Here is a 14,922-nt window from a genome sequence, read left to right on the forward strand (position 1 = left end):
TGTAAAGGGGCACGACGCATGAATAATTCAGGCGTGACGGTCGGTTTAGATATTGGCACGACGTCCATCAAGGTGGTCATTGCGCAAACAACGGGTAATGAATTTAACGTGATTGGTGCAGGTAATGCACCGTCACATGGTTTGCGCAAGGGTGTCATTATAGACATTGATGCGACTGCTAACGCGATTCGCGAAGCGATTGCGCAAGCACAAGAAAAAGCAAATTTTCAAATTAATGAAGTTGTTGCAGGTATCTCTGCAAATCAAATTGAAATGATTCATGTTGAAGGCCTCGTTTCTATTGCTAATCAAAATAAACGAATTACTTATGCGGATGTGCAAAATGTTGCCCACCAAGCATTGTCTCATAGCGTATCAGCTGATCATGATGTGATTGAATTAATTGCTGATGAGTTTAGTGTTGATGGTTTTGATGGTATTCAAGATCCACACGAAATGATTGGTGTGCGCCTTGAAATGCGCGGTACGGCATATGTGGGTCCAACTAAAATTTTGGACAACACTCGAATGGCTATTCAAAAAGCTGGGTTGTCCTTAAGAGAATTTGTACTTGCACCACTGGCTGTCGGTAAAAGTATTTTGAACGATGGGGAACAAGATTTTGGTACAGTATTGATTGATCTTGGTGGCGGACAAACGACAACTTCCATTGTTCATGATCGGCAATTAAAATTTAATCATGTTGATTTAGAAGGTGGCGATAATGTCACCAAAGACATTTCGACAGTACTTGAAACATCTTATATACATGCAGAAAAGATTAAGCGTAGTTTTGGTTATGCTGATCCTAATCAAGCGAGTGCTGATAAAGAATTTCCGATCGCAGTTGTTGGGGATAATCAACCACATGTTAGCAATGAACGTTATTTATCCGAAATTATTGCAGCACGATTGGAACAAATATATAGGCGTGCCTTTGATCCGTTAAATACTGTTAATGGCTTAAACATGCCCGGTGGTTTTGTGTTAACGGGTGGTAATGCCGCATTACCAGGGACTGTAGATTTTGCTAAACAAATTCTAGGCGAAAATGTACGACTGTTTGTGCCAGATCAAATTGGTCTGAGACATCCATCTTACACAAGAGCGATGTCTTATGCTATGTTTGCTTCACGTGAAAATATGACGCAACAAGTTATCAAACAAGTGATCATGTCACGACGTGAAGATCATACTAATCCGGAAAATGTATCACAAACAACAATTCAGGCAAAAGAGTATTCTGAACTGCCTGAATCAAATGCTCAAGCCATTCATTATAATGGCACGTCAGATGACCAACCTCAAAAAAGTTTATTTGGGCGATTGATTCAAATGATTAAGAACTTATTTAGCGAAGATTAATATAATTTAAGGAGATAACTCATGGATTTTTCAATTGATGACGCCCAAGAGACTGGCGCAATCATTAAAGTTATTGGTGTTGGTGGCGGTGGTTCAAACGCTGTTAATCATATGATAGAAGAAGGTGTTAGTGGCGTTGAATTTATTGTTGCCAATACCGATGTTCAAGCATTGGATAAGTCAAATGCTGACATTAAAATTCAAATTGGACCAAAACTCACAGGTGGATTAGGCGCAGGGTCTAATCCAGAACGTGGTACAAAAGCTGCTGAAGAATCATCTGAAGCTATTGCAACAGCAATTTCAGGTGCTGATATGGTTGTTATTACTGCCGGAATGGGTGGTGGTACAGGAAATGGTGCAGCACCCGTTGTGGCACGTATTGCCAAAGAGCAAGGGGCATTGACTGTAGCTGTTGTAACACGACCATTTAAATGGGAAGGCCCAAAGCGTGGTCGATTTGCTGCTGAAGGCTTGCAAGCTTTGTCAGAATCTGTTGATTCTCTCATCGTGATTACCAACGAACGTTTAAAGGATCGTATTGATCTACGAACACCTTTGTCAGAAGCATTCAAAGTTGTGGACGAAGTTGTGGCACAGGGTGTTCGTGGTATTTCAGAATTGATTACCAACCCAGGCTTTATTAACCTTGATTTTGCTGATGTCAAGACAGTGATGCAAGATGCTGGCCCTGCATTAATGGGTGTTGGCCAAGCAAATGGCGAAACACGTGCTGCTGATGCAACGAAACAAGCAATTTCATCACCATTACTTGAAGTAGATATGTCTGGTGCTGAGGATGTTTTGTTAAATATTACAGGTGGACTAGATATGTCTTTGTTCGAAGCGCAAACTGCATCAGAAGTGATTGCACAAGAAGCTGGACGAGAAGTTAACGTTATTTTTGGTACATCCATTGATGAAAACTTAGGTGATTCGATTCGTGTCACAGTGATTGCAACGGGTTTGCAAAATGCGACAGTTGATCCAGCATCAACGAAGAGCGCAGCACCTAAAGCCAATGCAGCTAAAGTTTTTGGCACATCAAGCAGAGATGCAACACAGCCTGCACAGAATACATCAATTTTTGAAAAGCCAGACTCAGAACCTGTTAAATCAACAGTTAACCCAACACAGAATGACCCATTTGCTGATTGGAATATTAGTGGTGAATCGAAAGATGCATTTGCTGAAGATGGCCGCTTTGAAGGTGTCAAAAAACAATCTTTTGATGTATTTAATACACCAACATCAAACACGACATCTGTTGATTTCTCAAACACTGACGATGATAACGAGCAACCACCATTTTTTAAGAAACGTTAAAATACCGGTATAGGTTGAGGGCACCTTGATTGTGTGATAAATCGATGAATTATGGTTAATTCATTGTTTGTACATAGCAATCACCAACCTGCGTGTTAAGGAGAAACTATGGCATTAGGTGATACAATTAAACGCCTTTTCAGTAATGATGAAGACGATCTATATGAAGATGACTATGACAATAATAGTTATCAAGAACAACAACAATTTCAACAACCAATTCAACAAAATTCACAACAAGCAACTTACTTTGGCCGTCAAGCATCTCAATCAACAATGACTGATCCAAGTAATGCGAATAGTAAAATTGCTTTATTTGAGCCTAAAGTTTATTCTGATTCCCGAGCGATTGCTTCTCAAATTTTAGGTGGTGAGGCTGTTATTGTTAACTTTACACAAATCGATGAAGCACAAGCTAAGCGCATTCTAGACTTCTTAGGTGGTGCAATTTACGCTGTAAATGGCGAAATCGAACGTATTGGTCAATCAATATTTTTGGTCACACCAGCAACATTTGAAATTTCTGGGACGCTAACTGATAATTTAGAACCCAATACACGGTATTAATATATGATTGAAATTTTAAATTGGATTATCCGTATCGCACACTATTATGAATACGCTATTGTTATTTATGTTTTGATGTCTTGGTTGCCTGGTGCACAGCAATCAACATTAGGACGTTGGCTTCAGCGTATTGTTTCACCTTATTTGAATCTATTTAGAATCATACCACCTATTGGGGGTATGATTGATATTTCTCCGATTGTGGCAATATTAGCATTGAATTTTGCAATTAGTGGTCTGACACATTTAGTGTTACTATTTGTGTAGTATGGCAGAAAATAAAATTGCAGTAGTGCAACATTTTCGACCAGAAGAAGAAAAGTTTATACAACAAGTAAGCGATTGGATTCGTCAGAGTGAGGATGAGTATCGTGGCATATTGACACGATTTTTAAACCCACGTGAGCAATACATTTTGCAAACATGCGTTAATCGGGCAAAAGATTTAGTTGTTCAATTTAATGGTGTCGTGCCTAATGCTGAAAGCCAACGTGCTTTTATCGCACCTCGTTTTTACGAGATTAACTTATCAGATTTTGAGTTAGCGGTATTAGAAATTAAGTATCCAGTCAAATTTACCGAGTTACATCACGCAACAATACTCGGTTCATTTATGAGCGCGGGTATAGAACGTGCTGTTATTGGTGATATTTTATCTCATCAAGAGCAATGGCAAATTGTTGTTGATGCTAAAATGGTGGCGTATATCCAGCAAACGGTTGAAAAAATTGGCCGCGTAAAAGTCATGTTACTGGAACAAAACTTAGATCATGCCTTTGTGACAGCACGTGATGATTGGGACGAAGTATTTTTACTACTTTCATCGTTACGCATTGATACTACTATTTCAGCTGCTTTTGATATACCACGACGTGTGGCAAAGTCATTAGTTGAACAAGAGCAAGTTCGTATTAATTGGACAACGATGCTTAAGCCAGATCATGTCATTGCTGTCGGTGATATGGTGTCTGTGCGTCACTATGGTCGTTTACAACTGGCGATGATTGATGGCTTGAGTAAAAAAGATAAGATTAAAACAGTTGTAAATATTATTCGTCGTTAGCTTAACACGAAATATTTCAAAATTAAAAGGAGATATGATGTTATTAACACCTGATGAAATTTTGAACCACGAATTTACTAAAAAAGGTTCGCGTGCCTATATTGCGTCGGAAGTCGATGCATTTCTCGATACTGTCAATAGTGATTATGAGACATTGATTGCTGAACGCGATAAATTACACAATGACAATAGTAGTTTACAAGCTAGGGTAGACGAACTAGAGGCTAAGCGTGAACAAGTTAATCAATCTATCTTTGTTGCTCAAGAAGCGGCTGATCGTTTAAAACAAGAGGCTGATGTTGAAGTGAAAAAACAGCTGACGCACGCTCAAGAATCTGCCACTAAAATCATTAGTGACGCACGTACCAAGGCTGAGTCTGAGGCATCGAATTTAGCACAAGAAAATGCTGATTTGATTGATGAGCAGAATCAGCTACGAACAGAAGTTGAAAATTTCAAAAATTCTTTCTTGAAATTATTAACACTTCAGCGTAAACTAATAGAAAATGATGAATTAGCTGAAGCGGTTCATCATTTACCGCTTGGCGAAGCTACTGCCAAACGTGTTGATCATGTCGCAACAAATGATGACGTGTTGCCTGATGTTGAAGACCAACAGCAGGTAGTTTCAGAAACGACAGATGATACGACAACTGAAGCAAAGCCGGCCTCAGGTCCAGTTGTGGTGTTTCCAGAATCAGAAGAAAATAGCAACGATAATAATAAATAGTAAAAAGCGTAACACAAAAAGATTGGCATACATACGCGCAGCGAGTCATGGTGGTTTGAGATGATCGTCACTGTAGCCATTCAAATCAGTTACAAGTTTTGTTGAACTGAATTTTTTAGTAAGTTCAAACGGTGCAGTCCGTTAACACTGGTTTGAGGGTTATTTAATATAACTAAACTTGGGTGGTACCACGCGAAAGTGTCCCTATGTCATTTTGACATAGGGACACTTTTTTATTTTAACACGACACAGTTTACTACTGAGAATAAAGATAAACGACGGGAGAAATTAAATGAAGTATAAAGACACACTTAATCTAGGAAAAACTGATTTTCCAATGCGCGGTTCGTTACCAAAAACAGAGCCTGTTCGTCAACAAAAATGGTATGATACTAATTTGTATCAGCAAAGATTGACACAAAATGAAAATAAACCTCATTTCAATTTGCATGATGGACCACCATACGCCAATGGTAACATTCATTTAGGTCATGCTTTAAATAAAATTTCAAAAGATATTATTGTTCGTTATAAGAATATGGCTGGATTTTACGCACCCTATGTTCCGGGGTGGGATACACATGGTTTGCCAATTGAACAACAGTTGACAAAAGCTGGTTATGATCGTAAATCGATGAGAAAGGCAGATTGGCGTAATTTAGCAAAAGATTTTGCTTTGGAACAGGTTGATAAGCAAAGAAATGATTTCAAGCGCTTGGGCATCATGGCTGATTGGCAAAATCCATATATTACCTTGCTACCTGAATTTGAAGCTGCACAAGTGCGTGTCTTTGGTGAGATGGCTGGTAAAGGCTATATATTCAAAGGATCAAAACCTGTTTACTGGTCATGGTCATCAGAGTCTGCGCTTGCAGAAGCGGAAATAGAATATCATGACATTGATTCTGTTTCATTGTACTATGCCAATCAGGTCAAGGATGGCAAAGGTGTTCTCGATAACGATACGTATTTTGTTGTTTGGACAACAACGCCATTCACAGTAACAGCATCACGTGGTATTACGCTTGGTCCGGATATGACATATGCCGTTATTCAACCTGAGGGTGAAACACGAAATTTTGTGATTGCAACTGGTCGTTTGGAAGCAATTGCCCCGCTATTTGGTTGGGAAAATTATAAAATTCTTGCAACTTATCAAGGACAAGAACTAGATCGCATAACAGCGTACCATCCTTGGGATTCTGAAACTGAAGAATTAGTCATGAATGCGGATCATGTGACATTAGATTCCGGTACGGGGTTAGTGCATACAGCCCCAGGTTTTGGTGAAGATGATTTTAATGTTGGTATGAAGTATGGTCTTGAGGCGTTTGTGACAGTGGACGAAAAGGGTTACATGACAAAAAACGCCGGCCCTGATTTTGAAGGCAAGTTTTATGATGATGTTGTTGGTGTTGTCATTAATAAGTTAAAAGATGCACAGCTGTTTTTAGCAAAAGAAAAAATTACACATTCTTATCCTTTTGATTGGCGTACAAAGAAACCAATTATCTGGCGTGCAGTGCCACAGTGGTTTGCATCTGTAGAAAAGTTCCGTCAAAATATATTAAACGAACTTGATCATGTGACTTTTTATCCTGAATGGGGCAAGAAGCGACTTTACAATATGATACGTGACCGTGGTGATTGGGTTATCTCACGTCAACGTGTGTGGGGTGTGCCGCTACCAATATTCTATGCGGAAGATCAAACACCGATTGTGGATCAAGAAATTATTAATCATGTGGCTGATTTATTTGAAGCGCATGGCTCAAATTACTGGTTTGAGCATGAGGCTAAAGACTTACTGCCTGATGGTTACACAAATGAGCATTCACCAAATGGTCAATTTACCAAAGAAGAAGACATCATGGATGTTTGGTTCGACTCAGGGTCGTCTTGGGCCGGTGTTATGAATACACGTGACCATTTAGATTATCCTGCCGACCTGTATTTGGAAGGCTCGGATCAGTATCGTGGGTGGTTTAACTCGTCCCTAATCACATCAGTCGCTGCTACTGGGCATGCACCTTACAAGAATGTATTATCACAAGGATTTACGTTAGATGGTAAAGGCAATAAGATGTCCAAATCACTTGGTAATACGATTTCACCACTTGATGTGGCTGATAAAATGGGTATTGAAATTTTGCGTTTGTGGACAATTTCTGTTGACACATCACAAGATATGCCAGTCTCAAATGAAATACTAAAACAAGTATCTGAAAGTTATCGTAAATTAAGAAACACATTACGTTTCCTAATGGCCAATACAACAGATTATAATGTCATAACTGATGCTGTGCCATTTGCTGATCGTGCTGGACATGATCAATATTTTTCTGTGTTACTAAATAACTTTATTAAAGATATTCGTCAGTCTTATGACAACTATCAATTTAACGATATTTTCAAACGTGTGATTAATTTCGTTAACGTTGATTTATCAGCCTTTTATTTGGATATTGCCAAAGACGTGGTATATGTTGAAGCACCGACTGGACATGCACGACGTTCTATGCAAACAGTATTTTATGAAACACTGTTAGCATTAACAAAGCTCTTGTTGCCAATTTTGCCACATACAGCTGAAGAAGTTTGGGAATACTTGCCAAATGAAACGTTAGACTTTGCTTACTTATCAGAAATGCCAGAAGTACAAGATCTTGGAAACGTAACGCATTTGTTAGAGAATTGGTCAACATTCATGTCTCTACGTGATGCTGTGAATAAGGCGCTTGAAGAGGCACGTGGCGTTGAATTAATCGGTAAAAATGCCGAAGCAGCTTTGACGCTCTATGTTACTTCTGAACAAAAAGCATTATTACAGAATTTAAATGCAGATGTCAGGTTATTGCTTATGGTTTCTCAACTTTACATTGTTGATGCGAACACAGCCACAGCCGACGTTAAGTCATATGACGGTGTATTGATTGATGTTAAACATGCTGTTGGTGGAGTCTCACCACGTGATCGCATGTTCCACGAGGATTTGGGTGCTGATGAAGCATTCCCAGAACTATCGCAACATGAAGCCGACATTGTACGCGAGTTTTATCCTGAAGCCCTAACAGAAGGGTTCGAATAAAAGTACGACGTGTTTGTTAAATAAAAAATGTTATTGCACAGTTACCATGCAATAACATTTTTTATTTTGCGTTTGTTTATTTAGAAAGAAAACGGTTACATGGCCAAAGAGAATTAGCGGTATAATAGAGGTAGGTAAGTATGCAAGACATTATAAGGAGAAAACATTATGGCAACAAAACGCATTATGTTAGTGTGTGCTGCTGGTATGTCAACATCACTTTTAGTGGCTAGTATGAAAAAATCAGCAGTTAATCAAGGAAAAGACTATGATATTTTTGCGATAGCTATTTCTGATCTCGCGGTAAAATTAAAGGATATGCAACCCGATATTGTGTTGTTAGGACCACAAGTTTCATATTTAAAAGATGAAATCAAGAATCAAACTGATATTTACGGTATACCTATGGCTGTGATGGATATGATGGACTATGGTACGATGAAAGGCGCAAATATATTGAAAACGGCGGAAGCATTACTAAAACACAGCTGACCGTTGTTATCCATAAAATGACGCATCGAAGCTAGTAATCGCAATTGCCGTTTTTTGATTGTGTTTAACCTGCTTATTAAGATACAATATAATTATCCCATAAGAGAGTCGGTTCTCATTATTGCGAGTGACCGGTATAAAGGCTATGACAAATCGAAAAACAAAGTATTATATGATTACCACTTTATTTGTTGCCATTGTGTTAATACAAATGATTATACCGTGGCTTGGCGTTATGCCCCTTGGTGCGTTTGTTATTGGTGCTAGTGCAACGATTATCCAATTTACAGTGGCATTATCTGGCATTTTGCTTGGTCCAAAGTATGGCGCCATTGTTGGTTTCTTTTGGGGAACCATGTCATTCATTAATGCGCTGACACATCCGGGGACTATTGGCTCGTTAATGTTTCAAAATCCAGTTACTGCCTTGTTGCCACGTATTTTAGTTGGTTTATTAATCGGTATCCTATTTAACATGTTTTTGCGTAATCGATCAGCGACAGTTCAGACAGTGGGGTTGGGTATTTTGGGTGTGTTAGCTGCCTTAATTAATACGGTTGGTGTGGTTATCCTAACAGTTATTGGATTTACGGTAATGCATACCAATTTTACAGGAATTCCTGATCACCATCTTTTGAATTGGTTAGTCGGTATTGTCTCGTTCAATGCCATTTTTGAAATGATTGTTGGATTTATATTGGTTACCGTTATAGGCAATATTTTACTGCCAGTTGCACAACGCTCAGGTATTAATGGTTGATAAGAAAAAAAGTCATATGATGCACTAACCCAGACTCGAACTGGGAGCAAAGACTTAGGAGGTCCCCGTTTTATCCTGTTAAACTATTAGTGCGAACTATTTTATTATACCGTAAATTAAATTAAAAACAAACTATAACGCGACTGGTTAATGTAGTCGCTATTCTGGATAAGGAAATCTACGATGACAAATAATCGAACAAAATATTTAGTACTGACAATTTTTTTCATGGCTATTGTGATAATACAAGTTGTTATCCCATGGTTAGGTTATATTCCACTAGGTGCCTTTGTTGTCGGTGCAGCACCAACAATTATTCAATTTACAGTGGCTATTGCAGCAATTATTTTAGGCGCGCGCTGGGGCGCTTTTATTGGCGCATTTTGGGGAATAATAACATTGTGGCAAGCATGGTCAACACCAGGAACTATTGGTTCTCTCATATTTCAAAATCCAATTACAGCAATCGTACCACGTCTTTTAATGGGATTTTTAATTGGTTGGTTATTTAATCAATTATTGCGCGAGAAAAGTGCGAGAATACAAGTTGTTGGATTAGCTTTCTTGGGTGCATTAGCTGCTTTGATTAATACTGTTGGTGTTGTCTTGTCAACGGCGGTTGGTTTTAAGGTTATGCACACCAATTTTACAGGTGTACCAACAGATAATATTTTAGGCTGGCTAGTTAGTATTGTTGCTTTTAACGGTATATTTGAAGTGATTACAGGGGCCATTTTAGTCACGATTATTGGTAAAATATTAGTTCCTTTAGCCGAGAAGTCAGGAATTAAGGGATGATTAATTCTGTGATTTAAATTAAATATTGACAACTATTAATTAGTATGTTTTAATAAATGTATTAAATAAAAAAGAGATAAACAAATGACAACATCAGTTAACACAACAACACAAATTATTATCAGCATTATCATTATTTCGTGATAGGTGCTGATAATTTTTGGTGCCTATCAATCAATTGATAGGCAGCTGATAAATGTCAAAGAGACAAGCTGCTTTTTACAAGCAACTTGTCTCTTTTTTGTTTCATTTCGTAGGAGAGTATTATGACATTAACATTAGAACAGCAAAAACTTGCAAAACATTTGTTTGAGGCATTTAAAGATAATGTCCCATTAGATCAGAACGATTACGTTAATGTCGTACATGATTTTGACACGGCATATGAGGTACAAGACGCAGTTATGGCATTGAAAAATGAACCAACAGCAGGCTATAAAGTATCGCTGACTTCTCCTGAAACGCAGCATATGTTTGCATCAGATTCACCATTATATGGCGCACAAGTGGCTAATCGTTTCGTGAAATCACCGTATGTGTTAGACTTAGCGTCATATAATGAACCACTAGTTGAAGTGGAGTTGCTATTTACCGCTAAAGTAGATTTGACACCTGATATGTCAAAAGAAACGTTACTAAAAAATACGACAGTGGCACCAGCTTTAGAAGTCCCTGATGCACGTTTCAAGTCGTGGTTTCCAAAATTAGACAAGTACTTAGTGTTAAGTGATACAGCTGTCGGTGGGGCAGTCGTTTCAGGTAAGTCTCTAGATGGGAGCACGCTGACTGTTGGCGAATTAGCAGACGTCAGTGCCACGTTAACACACAATGGCAAGCAAGTTGGGCAGGGGAAAGGCAGTGAAGTGTTGGGAAACCCCGTAGCATCATTAGAGTGGTTGGTAACGAAATTAGCAGACCAAGGCAAGACGTTTGTGGCAGGGACGCAAGCGTCTACAGGGACGTTCTTATTGCCACCGCGTTTAAGTTCAGGAGAGTGGCGTGTGGATTTCACAGGAGAATTTGGTACAGTCGTTCTCCAAGTTAAGGAGAATAACTAATGGTCGATAAAAAACTGACATGGCGTCAATTACTTCTGATAGCATCGTTAATTTTTGGTATGTTTTTCGGTGCTGGAAATTTGATTTTTCCAGTGCAGTTAGGTCAAATGTCCGGTGGAAACTGGCTTCCTGCAACTTTAGGATTCTTAGTCACGGGTACTATTGTACCGTTTCTAGCTATGTTAGCTGTTAGCCTCACTCATAGTCGAAGTGTATACGATGTGGCAAAACCCGTTGGACATTGGTTTGGTTTATTATTCTTAGTCGCGATTCATCTCACGATTGGACCATTTTTTGGTACACCTCGTACAGCAGCAACAGCATTTTCAATGGGTGTGGCACCATTTTTATCTGCAGATCATCAACAGGTAGGTATGCTAATATTTTCTGCTTTATTCTTTGGATTGGCTTACTTTTTAACAGTCAAACAAGCAGAACTGACTAAACGTATTGGTAAATATTTAAATCCTTTGTTTATTGGTTTATTGGTTGTTGTATTACTTGTAGCACTCTTTATACCAATGGGCGGCACACATCAAGTGGTCAATACAGCATACCAAAGTAATTCTGGTTTACAAGGTGTTTTAGATGGTTATAATACGATGGATGGCTTAGCTTTGCTTGCACTGGCTGTATCTGTTGTATACGCTGTAAGAGGGCTTGGTTTTGGAGAGCATCAAGTATCAAAAGTATTGGCTAAAGCCGGCTTATTGAGTATCGTTATAGAAGGTTTTTTTTATACGAGTCTAGTTTTATTGGGTGTTTCAAGTTTAGGGAAATTCAAACCTGCAGCGAATGGTGGTGACGCGTTTGCACAAATCATCGCTCACTATGCAGGTAATTTTGGCACTGCTTTAACGGGTGTATTGGTGACGCTGGCTGTATTTACGACAGCAATGGGGTTGTTCGTTTCTTTCGCACAGGACCTGCATTTAGCTTTTCCTAAAGTGAGTTATCTTTGGTTTTTGCGTTTGATTGCTTTTGGCTCTTTTGTCACTGCAAATGCGGGTTTGACTAACATTGTAGCTTGGTCGGTCCCTGTGTTAATGTTATTATATCCGTTTGCTTTGGTGCTCATTTTGTTGTCGCTTTTTTCTAACTATTTTAATCGTTCAAGCACGATATACCGTAGTGCTGTGGCAGGTGTTGTGTTACCCGCAATATTGGATGCTTTTGCCAATTCACCATTCATGGGTAATCAGACTGTTCAGGGAATCGTAACAATGTATCATCAATATATACCATTTTCAGCGTTGGGATTTGGTTGGTTAGTACCGGCTTTAGTGGGTACGTTAATTGGTTGTGGCCTTTACGTTTTTTCAAATGCAACTCAAAACCAACATAATCGTGTTAAATCTGAAATATCTGTTAATACATCACGCGATTGATTGTCAGATGCGCCCCTTGCAGGGCGCATTTTTGATATAATGATGTTAGTAAAATTGAAAGGAAATATACTTGATAACCTGCTGATGAACTTAAGATAGTCGCCTCTTGTCAAATATAATCTATAATATCATGGGAAAATTTGTTGAAATGGATCATCCATTGATTCAGCATAAGCTGACAATGATTCGCAATAAAAAAGTAGGTACCAAAGATTTTCGTGCTTTGGTAGATGAAATCGCTATGTTAATGACTTATGAAGCCAGTCGCGATTTGCAGTTAGAAGATGTTGTTGTAGAAACGCCTGTTGCGACAACAACTAAAAAACAGTTGGCTGGTAAAAAATTAGCTGTTGTGCCAATCTTACGTGCAGGGTTGGGCATGGTAGACGGCATTGTGCAATTGATTCCAGCTGCTAAAATTGGTCACATTGGGATGTACCGTGATGAAGAAACGCTTGAACCCGTAGAGTATTTTATTAAATTACCAGAAGATATCGATCAGCGTGATGTTTTATTAGTAGACCCAATGTTAGCAACTGGTGGATCAGCAAAAGATGCGATTTCTGCACTTAAAAAACGTGGTGCCAAACATATCAAGTTGATTACACTTGTTTCGGCTCCTGAGGGTGTGAAAGCTGTTCAAGAGGCACATCCGGATGTTGATATTTATACTGGTTCATTAGATGAAAAGTTAAATGAGCATGGTTATATTGTGCCTGGTTTGGGGGACGCCGGCGATCGCTTATTTGGTACCATGTAAATAATTAGAAAAAAATCATTAAAATTAGTTTTATAAAAGTATTGACATTTTTTGTTAACCTGTGTATAGTTTTAATCATTAAGAAACAAGCAAGTAATTGCTCAAACAAGGAGAGTCATCATGACTAAAATGTATTTTAAACAAGTTAATAACACACGTCTCCTCCTCAACCTTCTTCTCATCTGAGTCTAGTTGGTTGTTATTTGAGCAGGATCAGCTACTAGACTTTTAAAGGGATAGTGGCTGGTTAGGAAAAATGCGTATAAAGCGCCCTAACGAGCAATCGTTAGGGCGCTTTATTGTACTCTAATGATTGCACTGCTTAATTTGGAGATGTAATCAAAAGGAGATTAGGATTATGGCACAGAATGCAATTAATAAGGAAGCGCAAATCAATAAAGAAGTCATCCAAGAAAAAGTTGGTGAGGCTGAGGAATCTATCCGTGATATTGTTTATAAAACATCGGCAGCAGTTTCAAATGCCATCTTAGTTACATTAGGAATGGGATTGTTATTGCAAACCATTGCCGGATTTATTAATTGGGCACCAATGGTACAGATGGGGGCTATCACAAAAATTATGTTGCCTGCTGCCTTTGGTGCAGCAGTCGCCTCGCAAATGAAGACGAATACGATGGTCATGTTTAGCGCGATGGCTGCTTCTACAGTTGGTGCTAATGCTGTATTCTTTAGTAATAATGCTGTCCAAGGTGTGACTGCGACTGGTTATGCTGGCACACAAGCTGCTGGTTCAGCAATTATCACAACAGGACAGCCAATATCAGCTGTTATGGCAGCCATTATTGCAGTATTGTTTGGTAAATGGTTGAGTGGTAAAACGCCATTAGATATGGTTATTGTACCAGCTGCAACAACAATTGTTGGTACGGTGAGTGGTTATTACTTGGCGATGATTACGACACCTGCCTTAGTAGCGGTTGGCCAATTTATTGCTTCAAGTGTTTCAGTTAACCCGATTATTGGGACAGCAATTGTTGCCATGGTATTTGGTGCATTAACAATGACACCTGCATCTGCGGCAGCATTAGCTGTTGCTATTGGTGCAACAGGTGTGACGTCACCGCAAGCTGCTGGTGCGATATTAATTGGTACAACGGCTGTGTTTGTTGGCTTTCCAGCTATGTCGTTTCAAGAAAATAAAATTGGTGCAACGATTGCACAAGGTATTGTGACGCCAAAAATTCAATTTCCAAATTTGACTAAAAATCCAGCATTGATTATCCCACCAATGATTGGTGCAGCCATTGCAGCACCAATTGCCACAATAGCATTTCATGTGACAGCACCATTTGCTATGGCGGGTATTGGATTTAATTCGTTTATCGTACCTTTGGCTTTGGCGGGATCAAATCCAGTTGCTTTTGCCGCTTATATGGGCATTGGTGTTGTCGTGCCAATTATTGTGTCATTTGTGGGTTACCGTGTGATGCGCAAAATGGGTTGGGCAAAACCAGAACAGTTGCATTTGGAAATGATTTAATGTGTTTGCTTAATTAAAATTTGGAG

Annotated in this window: 14 protein-coding genes and 1 tRNA gene; 14 read left to right on the forward strand and 1 reads right to left on the reverse strand. The window is 38.9% G+C overall.

What is annotated here, in order from left to right:
- The first annotated feature begins 18 nt into the window (after positions 1 to 18).
- The 9 genes from ftsA to JOD28_RS00650 all read left to right on the forward strand — a co-directional run bounded on the left by ftsA (position 19) and on the right by JOD28_RS00650 (position 9,391).
- Complete coding sequence (gene ftsA / locus JOD28_RS00610; protein WP_204768989.1) at positions 19 to 1,365, forward strand: cell division protein FtsA; 1,347 nt, start codon at positions 19 to 21, stop codon at positions 1,363 to 1,365.
- A gap of 21 nt (positions 1,366 to 1,386) precedes the next feature.
- On the forward strand, positions 1,387 to 2,691 hold the full coding sequence (gene ftsZ, locus JOD28_RS00615) for a cell division protein FtsZ (RefSeq protein WP_204768990.1): 1,305 nt from the start codon (positions 1,387 to 1,389) through the stop codon (positions 2,689 to 2,691).
- 108 nt (positions 2,692 to 2,799) lie between these two features.
- Positions 2,800 to 3,258 carry a cell division protein SepF gene (locus JOD28_RS00620; protein WP_204768991.1) on the forward strand — a complete coding sequence of 153 codons (459 nt, stop codon included), beginning with the start codon at positions 2,800 to 2,802 and terminating at the stop codon, positions 3,256 to 3,258.
- 3 nt (positions 3,259 to 3,261) lie between these two features.
- Positions 3,262 to 3,525, forward strand: coding sequence for a YggT family protein (locus JOD28_RS00625; RefSeq protein WP_204768992.1), 264 nt, complete (start codon positions 3,262 to 3,264; stop codon positions 3,523 to 3,525).
- A 1-nt stretch (position 3,526) separates the two neighbouring features.
- On the forward strand, positions 3,527 to 4,321 hold the full coding sequence (locus JOD28_RS00630; protein ID WP_204768993.1) for a YlmH family RNA-binding protein: 795 nt from the start codon (positions 3,527 to 3,529) through the stop codon (positions 4,319 to 4,321).
- Between the two features lie 37 nt (positions 4,322 to 4,358).
- Positions 4,359 to 5,051, forward strand: coding sequence for a DivIVA domain-containing protein (locus JOD28_RS00635; RefSeq protein WP_204769283.1), 693 nt, complete (start codon positions 4,359 to 4,361; stop codon positions 5,049 to 5,051).
- Between the two features lie 292 nt (positions 5,052 to 5,343).
- The gene (gene ileS, locus JOD28_RS00640) at positions 5,344 to 8,139 is read left to right on the forward strand and encodes an isoleucine--tRNA ligase (RefSeq protein WP_204768994.1); all 2,796 of its coding nucleotides are present in this window, start codon (positions 5,344 to 5,346) and stop codon (positions 8,137 to 8,139) included.
- A gap of 168 nt (positions 8,140 to 8,307) precedes the next feature.
- Entirely contained in the window at positions 8,308 to 8,631 is a 324-nt protein-coding gene (locus JOD28_RS00645; RefSeq protein WP_204768995.1) for a PTS sugar transporter subunit IIB, read from the forward strand.
- 145 nt (positions 8,632 to 8,776) lie between these two features.
- Positions 8,777 to 9,391: an ECF transporter S component gene (locus JOD28_RS00650; protein ID WP_204768996.1), complete on the forward strand. Its 615-nt coding sequence runs from the start codon at positions 8,777 to 8,779 to the stop codon at positions 9,389 to 9,391.
- Positions 9,392 to 9,411: 20 nt separating this feature from the next.
- Here the strand turns inward: JOD28_RS00650 and JOD28_RS00655 are convergent.
- A tRNA-Arg gene (locus JOD28_RS00655) sits at positions 9,412 to 9,484 on the reverse strand.
- A 90-nt stretch (positions 9,485 to 9,574) separates the two neighbouring features.
- Between JOD28_RS00655 and JOD28_RS00660 the strand changes: the two genes are divergently transcribed.
- From JOD28_RS00660 to JOD28_RS00680, 5 genes are all read left to right on the forward strand, one after another.
- On the forward strand, positions 9,575 to 10,189 hold the full coding sequence (locus JOD28_RS00660) for an ECF transporter S component (protein ID WP_204768997.1): 615 nt from the start codon (positions 9,575 to 9,577) through the stop codon (positions 10,187 to 10,189).
- A 266-nt stretch (positions 10,190 to 10,455) separates the two neighbouring features.
- Positions 10,456 to 11,247, forward strand: a complete 792-nt coding sequence (locus tag JOD28_RS00665; RefSeq protein WP_204768998.1) for a 2-keto-4-pentenoate hydratase — start codon at positions 10,456 to 10,458, stop codon at positions 11,245 to 11,247.
- Complete coding sequence (brnQ, locus tag JOD28_RS00670) at positions 11,247 to 12,635, forward strand: branched-chain amino acid transport system II carrier protein (RefSeq protein WP_204768999.1); 1,389 nt, start codon at positions 11,247 to 11,249, stop codon at positions 12,633 to 12,635. The genes JOD28_RS00665 and brnQ overlap by 1 nt, the downstream gene beginning before the upstream one ends.
- 130 nt (positions 12,636 to 12,765) lie before the next feature.
- Entirely contained in the window at positions 12,766 to 13,395 is a 630-nt protein-coding gene (gene upp, locus JOD28_RS00675; protein WP_204769000.1) for a uracil phosphoribosyltransferase, read from the forward strand.
- 358 nt (positions 13,396 to 13,753) lie between these two features.
- Complete coding sequence (locus tag JOD28_RS00680; RefSeq protein ID WP_204769001.1) at positions 13,754 to 14,896, forward strand: PTS sugar transporter subunit IIC; 1,143 nt, start codon at positions 13,754 to 13,756, stop codon at positions 14,894 to 14,896.
- Positions 14,897 to 14,922 lie beyond the last annotated feature (26 nt).

Source organism: Leuconostoc rapi (genome assembly GCF_016908715.1).
Classification (GTDB): Bacteria; Bacillota; Bacilli; order Lactobacillales; family Lactobacillaceae; genus Leuconostoc; species Leuconostoc rapi.

Excerpts from the sequence above, each read along its gene's own strand:
- ftsA (WP_204768989.1), top strand. The coding sequence starts at position 19 with ATGAATAATTCAGGCGTGACGGTCGGTTTAGATATTGGCACGACGTCC.
- ftsZ (WP_204768990.1), top strand. The coding sequence starts at position 1,387 with ATGGATTTTTCAATTGATGACGCCCAAGAGACTGGCGCAATCATTAAA.
- JOD28_RS00620 (WP_204768991.1), top strand. The coding sequence starts at position 2,800 with ATGGCATTAGGTGATACAATTAAACGCCTTTTCAGTAATGATGAAGAC.
- JOD28_RS00625 (WP_204768992.1), top strand. The coding sequence starts at position 3,262 with ATGATTGAAATTTTAAATTGGATTATCCGTATCGCACACTATTATGAA.
- JOD28_RS00630 (WP_204768993.1), top strand. The coding sequence starts at position 3,527 with ATGGCAGAAAATAAAATTGCAGTAGTGCAACATTTTCGACCAGAAGAA.
- JOD28_RS00635 (WP_204769283.1), top strand. The coding sequence starts at position 4,359 with ATGTTATTAACACCTGATGAAATTTTGAACCACGAATTTACTAAAAAA.
- ileS (WP_204768994.1), top strand. The coding sequence starts at position 5,344 with ATGAAGTATAAAGACACACTTAATCTAGGAAAAACTGATTTTCCAATG.
- JOD28_RS00645 (WP_204768995.1), top strand. The coding sequence starts at position 8,308 with ATGGCAACAAAACGCATTATGTTAGTGTGTGCTGCTGGTATGTCAACA.
- JOD28_RS00650 (WP_204768996.1), top strand. The coding sequence starts at position 8,777 with ATGACAAATCGAAAAACAAAGTATTATATGATTACCACTTTATTTGTT.
- JOD28_RS00660 (WP_204768997.1), top strand. The coding sequence starts at position 9,575 with ATGACAAATAATCGAACAAAATATTTAGTACTGACAATTTTTTTCATG.
- JOD28_RS00665 (WP_204768998.1), top strand. The coding sequence starts at position 10,456 with ATGACATTAACATTAGAACAGCAAAAACTTGCAAAACATTTGTTTGAG.
- brnQ (WP_204768999.1), top strand. The coding sequence starts at position 11,247 with ATGGTCGATAAAAAACTGACATGGCGTCAATTACTTCTGATAGCATCG.
- upp (WP_204769000.1), top strand. The coding sequence starts at position 12,766 with ATGGGAAAATTTGTTGAAATGGATCATCCATTGATTCAGCATAAGCTG.
- JOD28_RS00680 (WP_204769001.1), top strand. The coding sequence starts at position 13,754 with ATGGCACAGAATGCAATTAATAAGGAAGCGCAAATCAATAAAGAAGTC.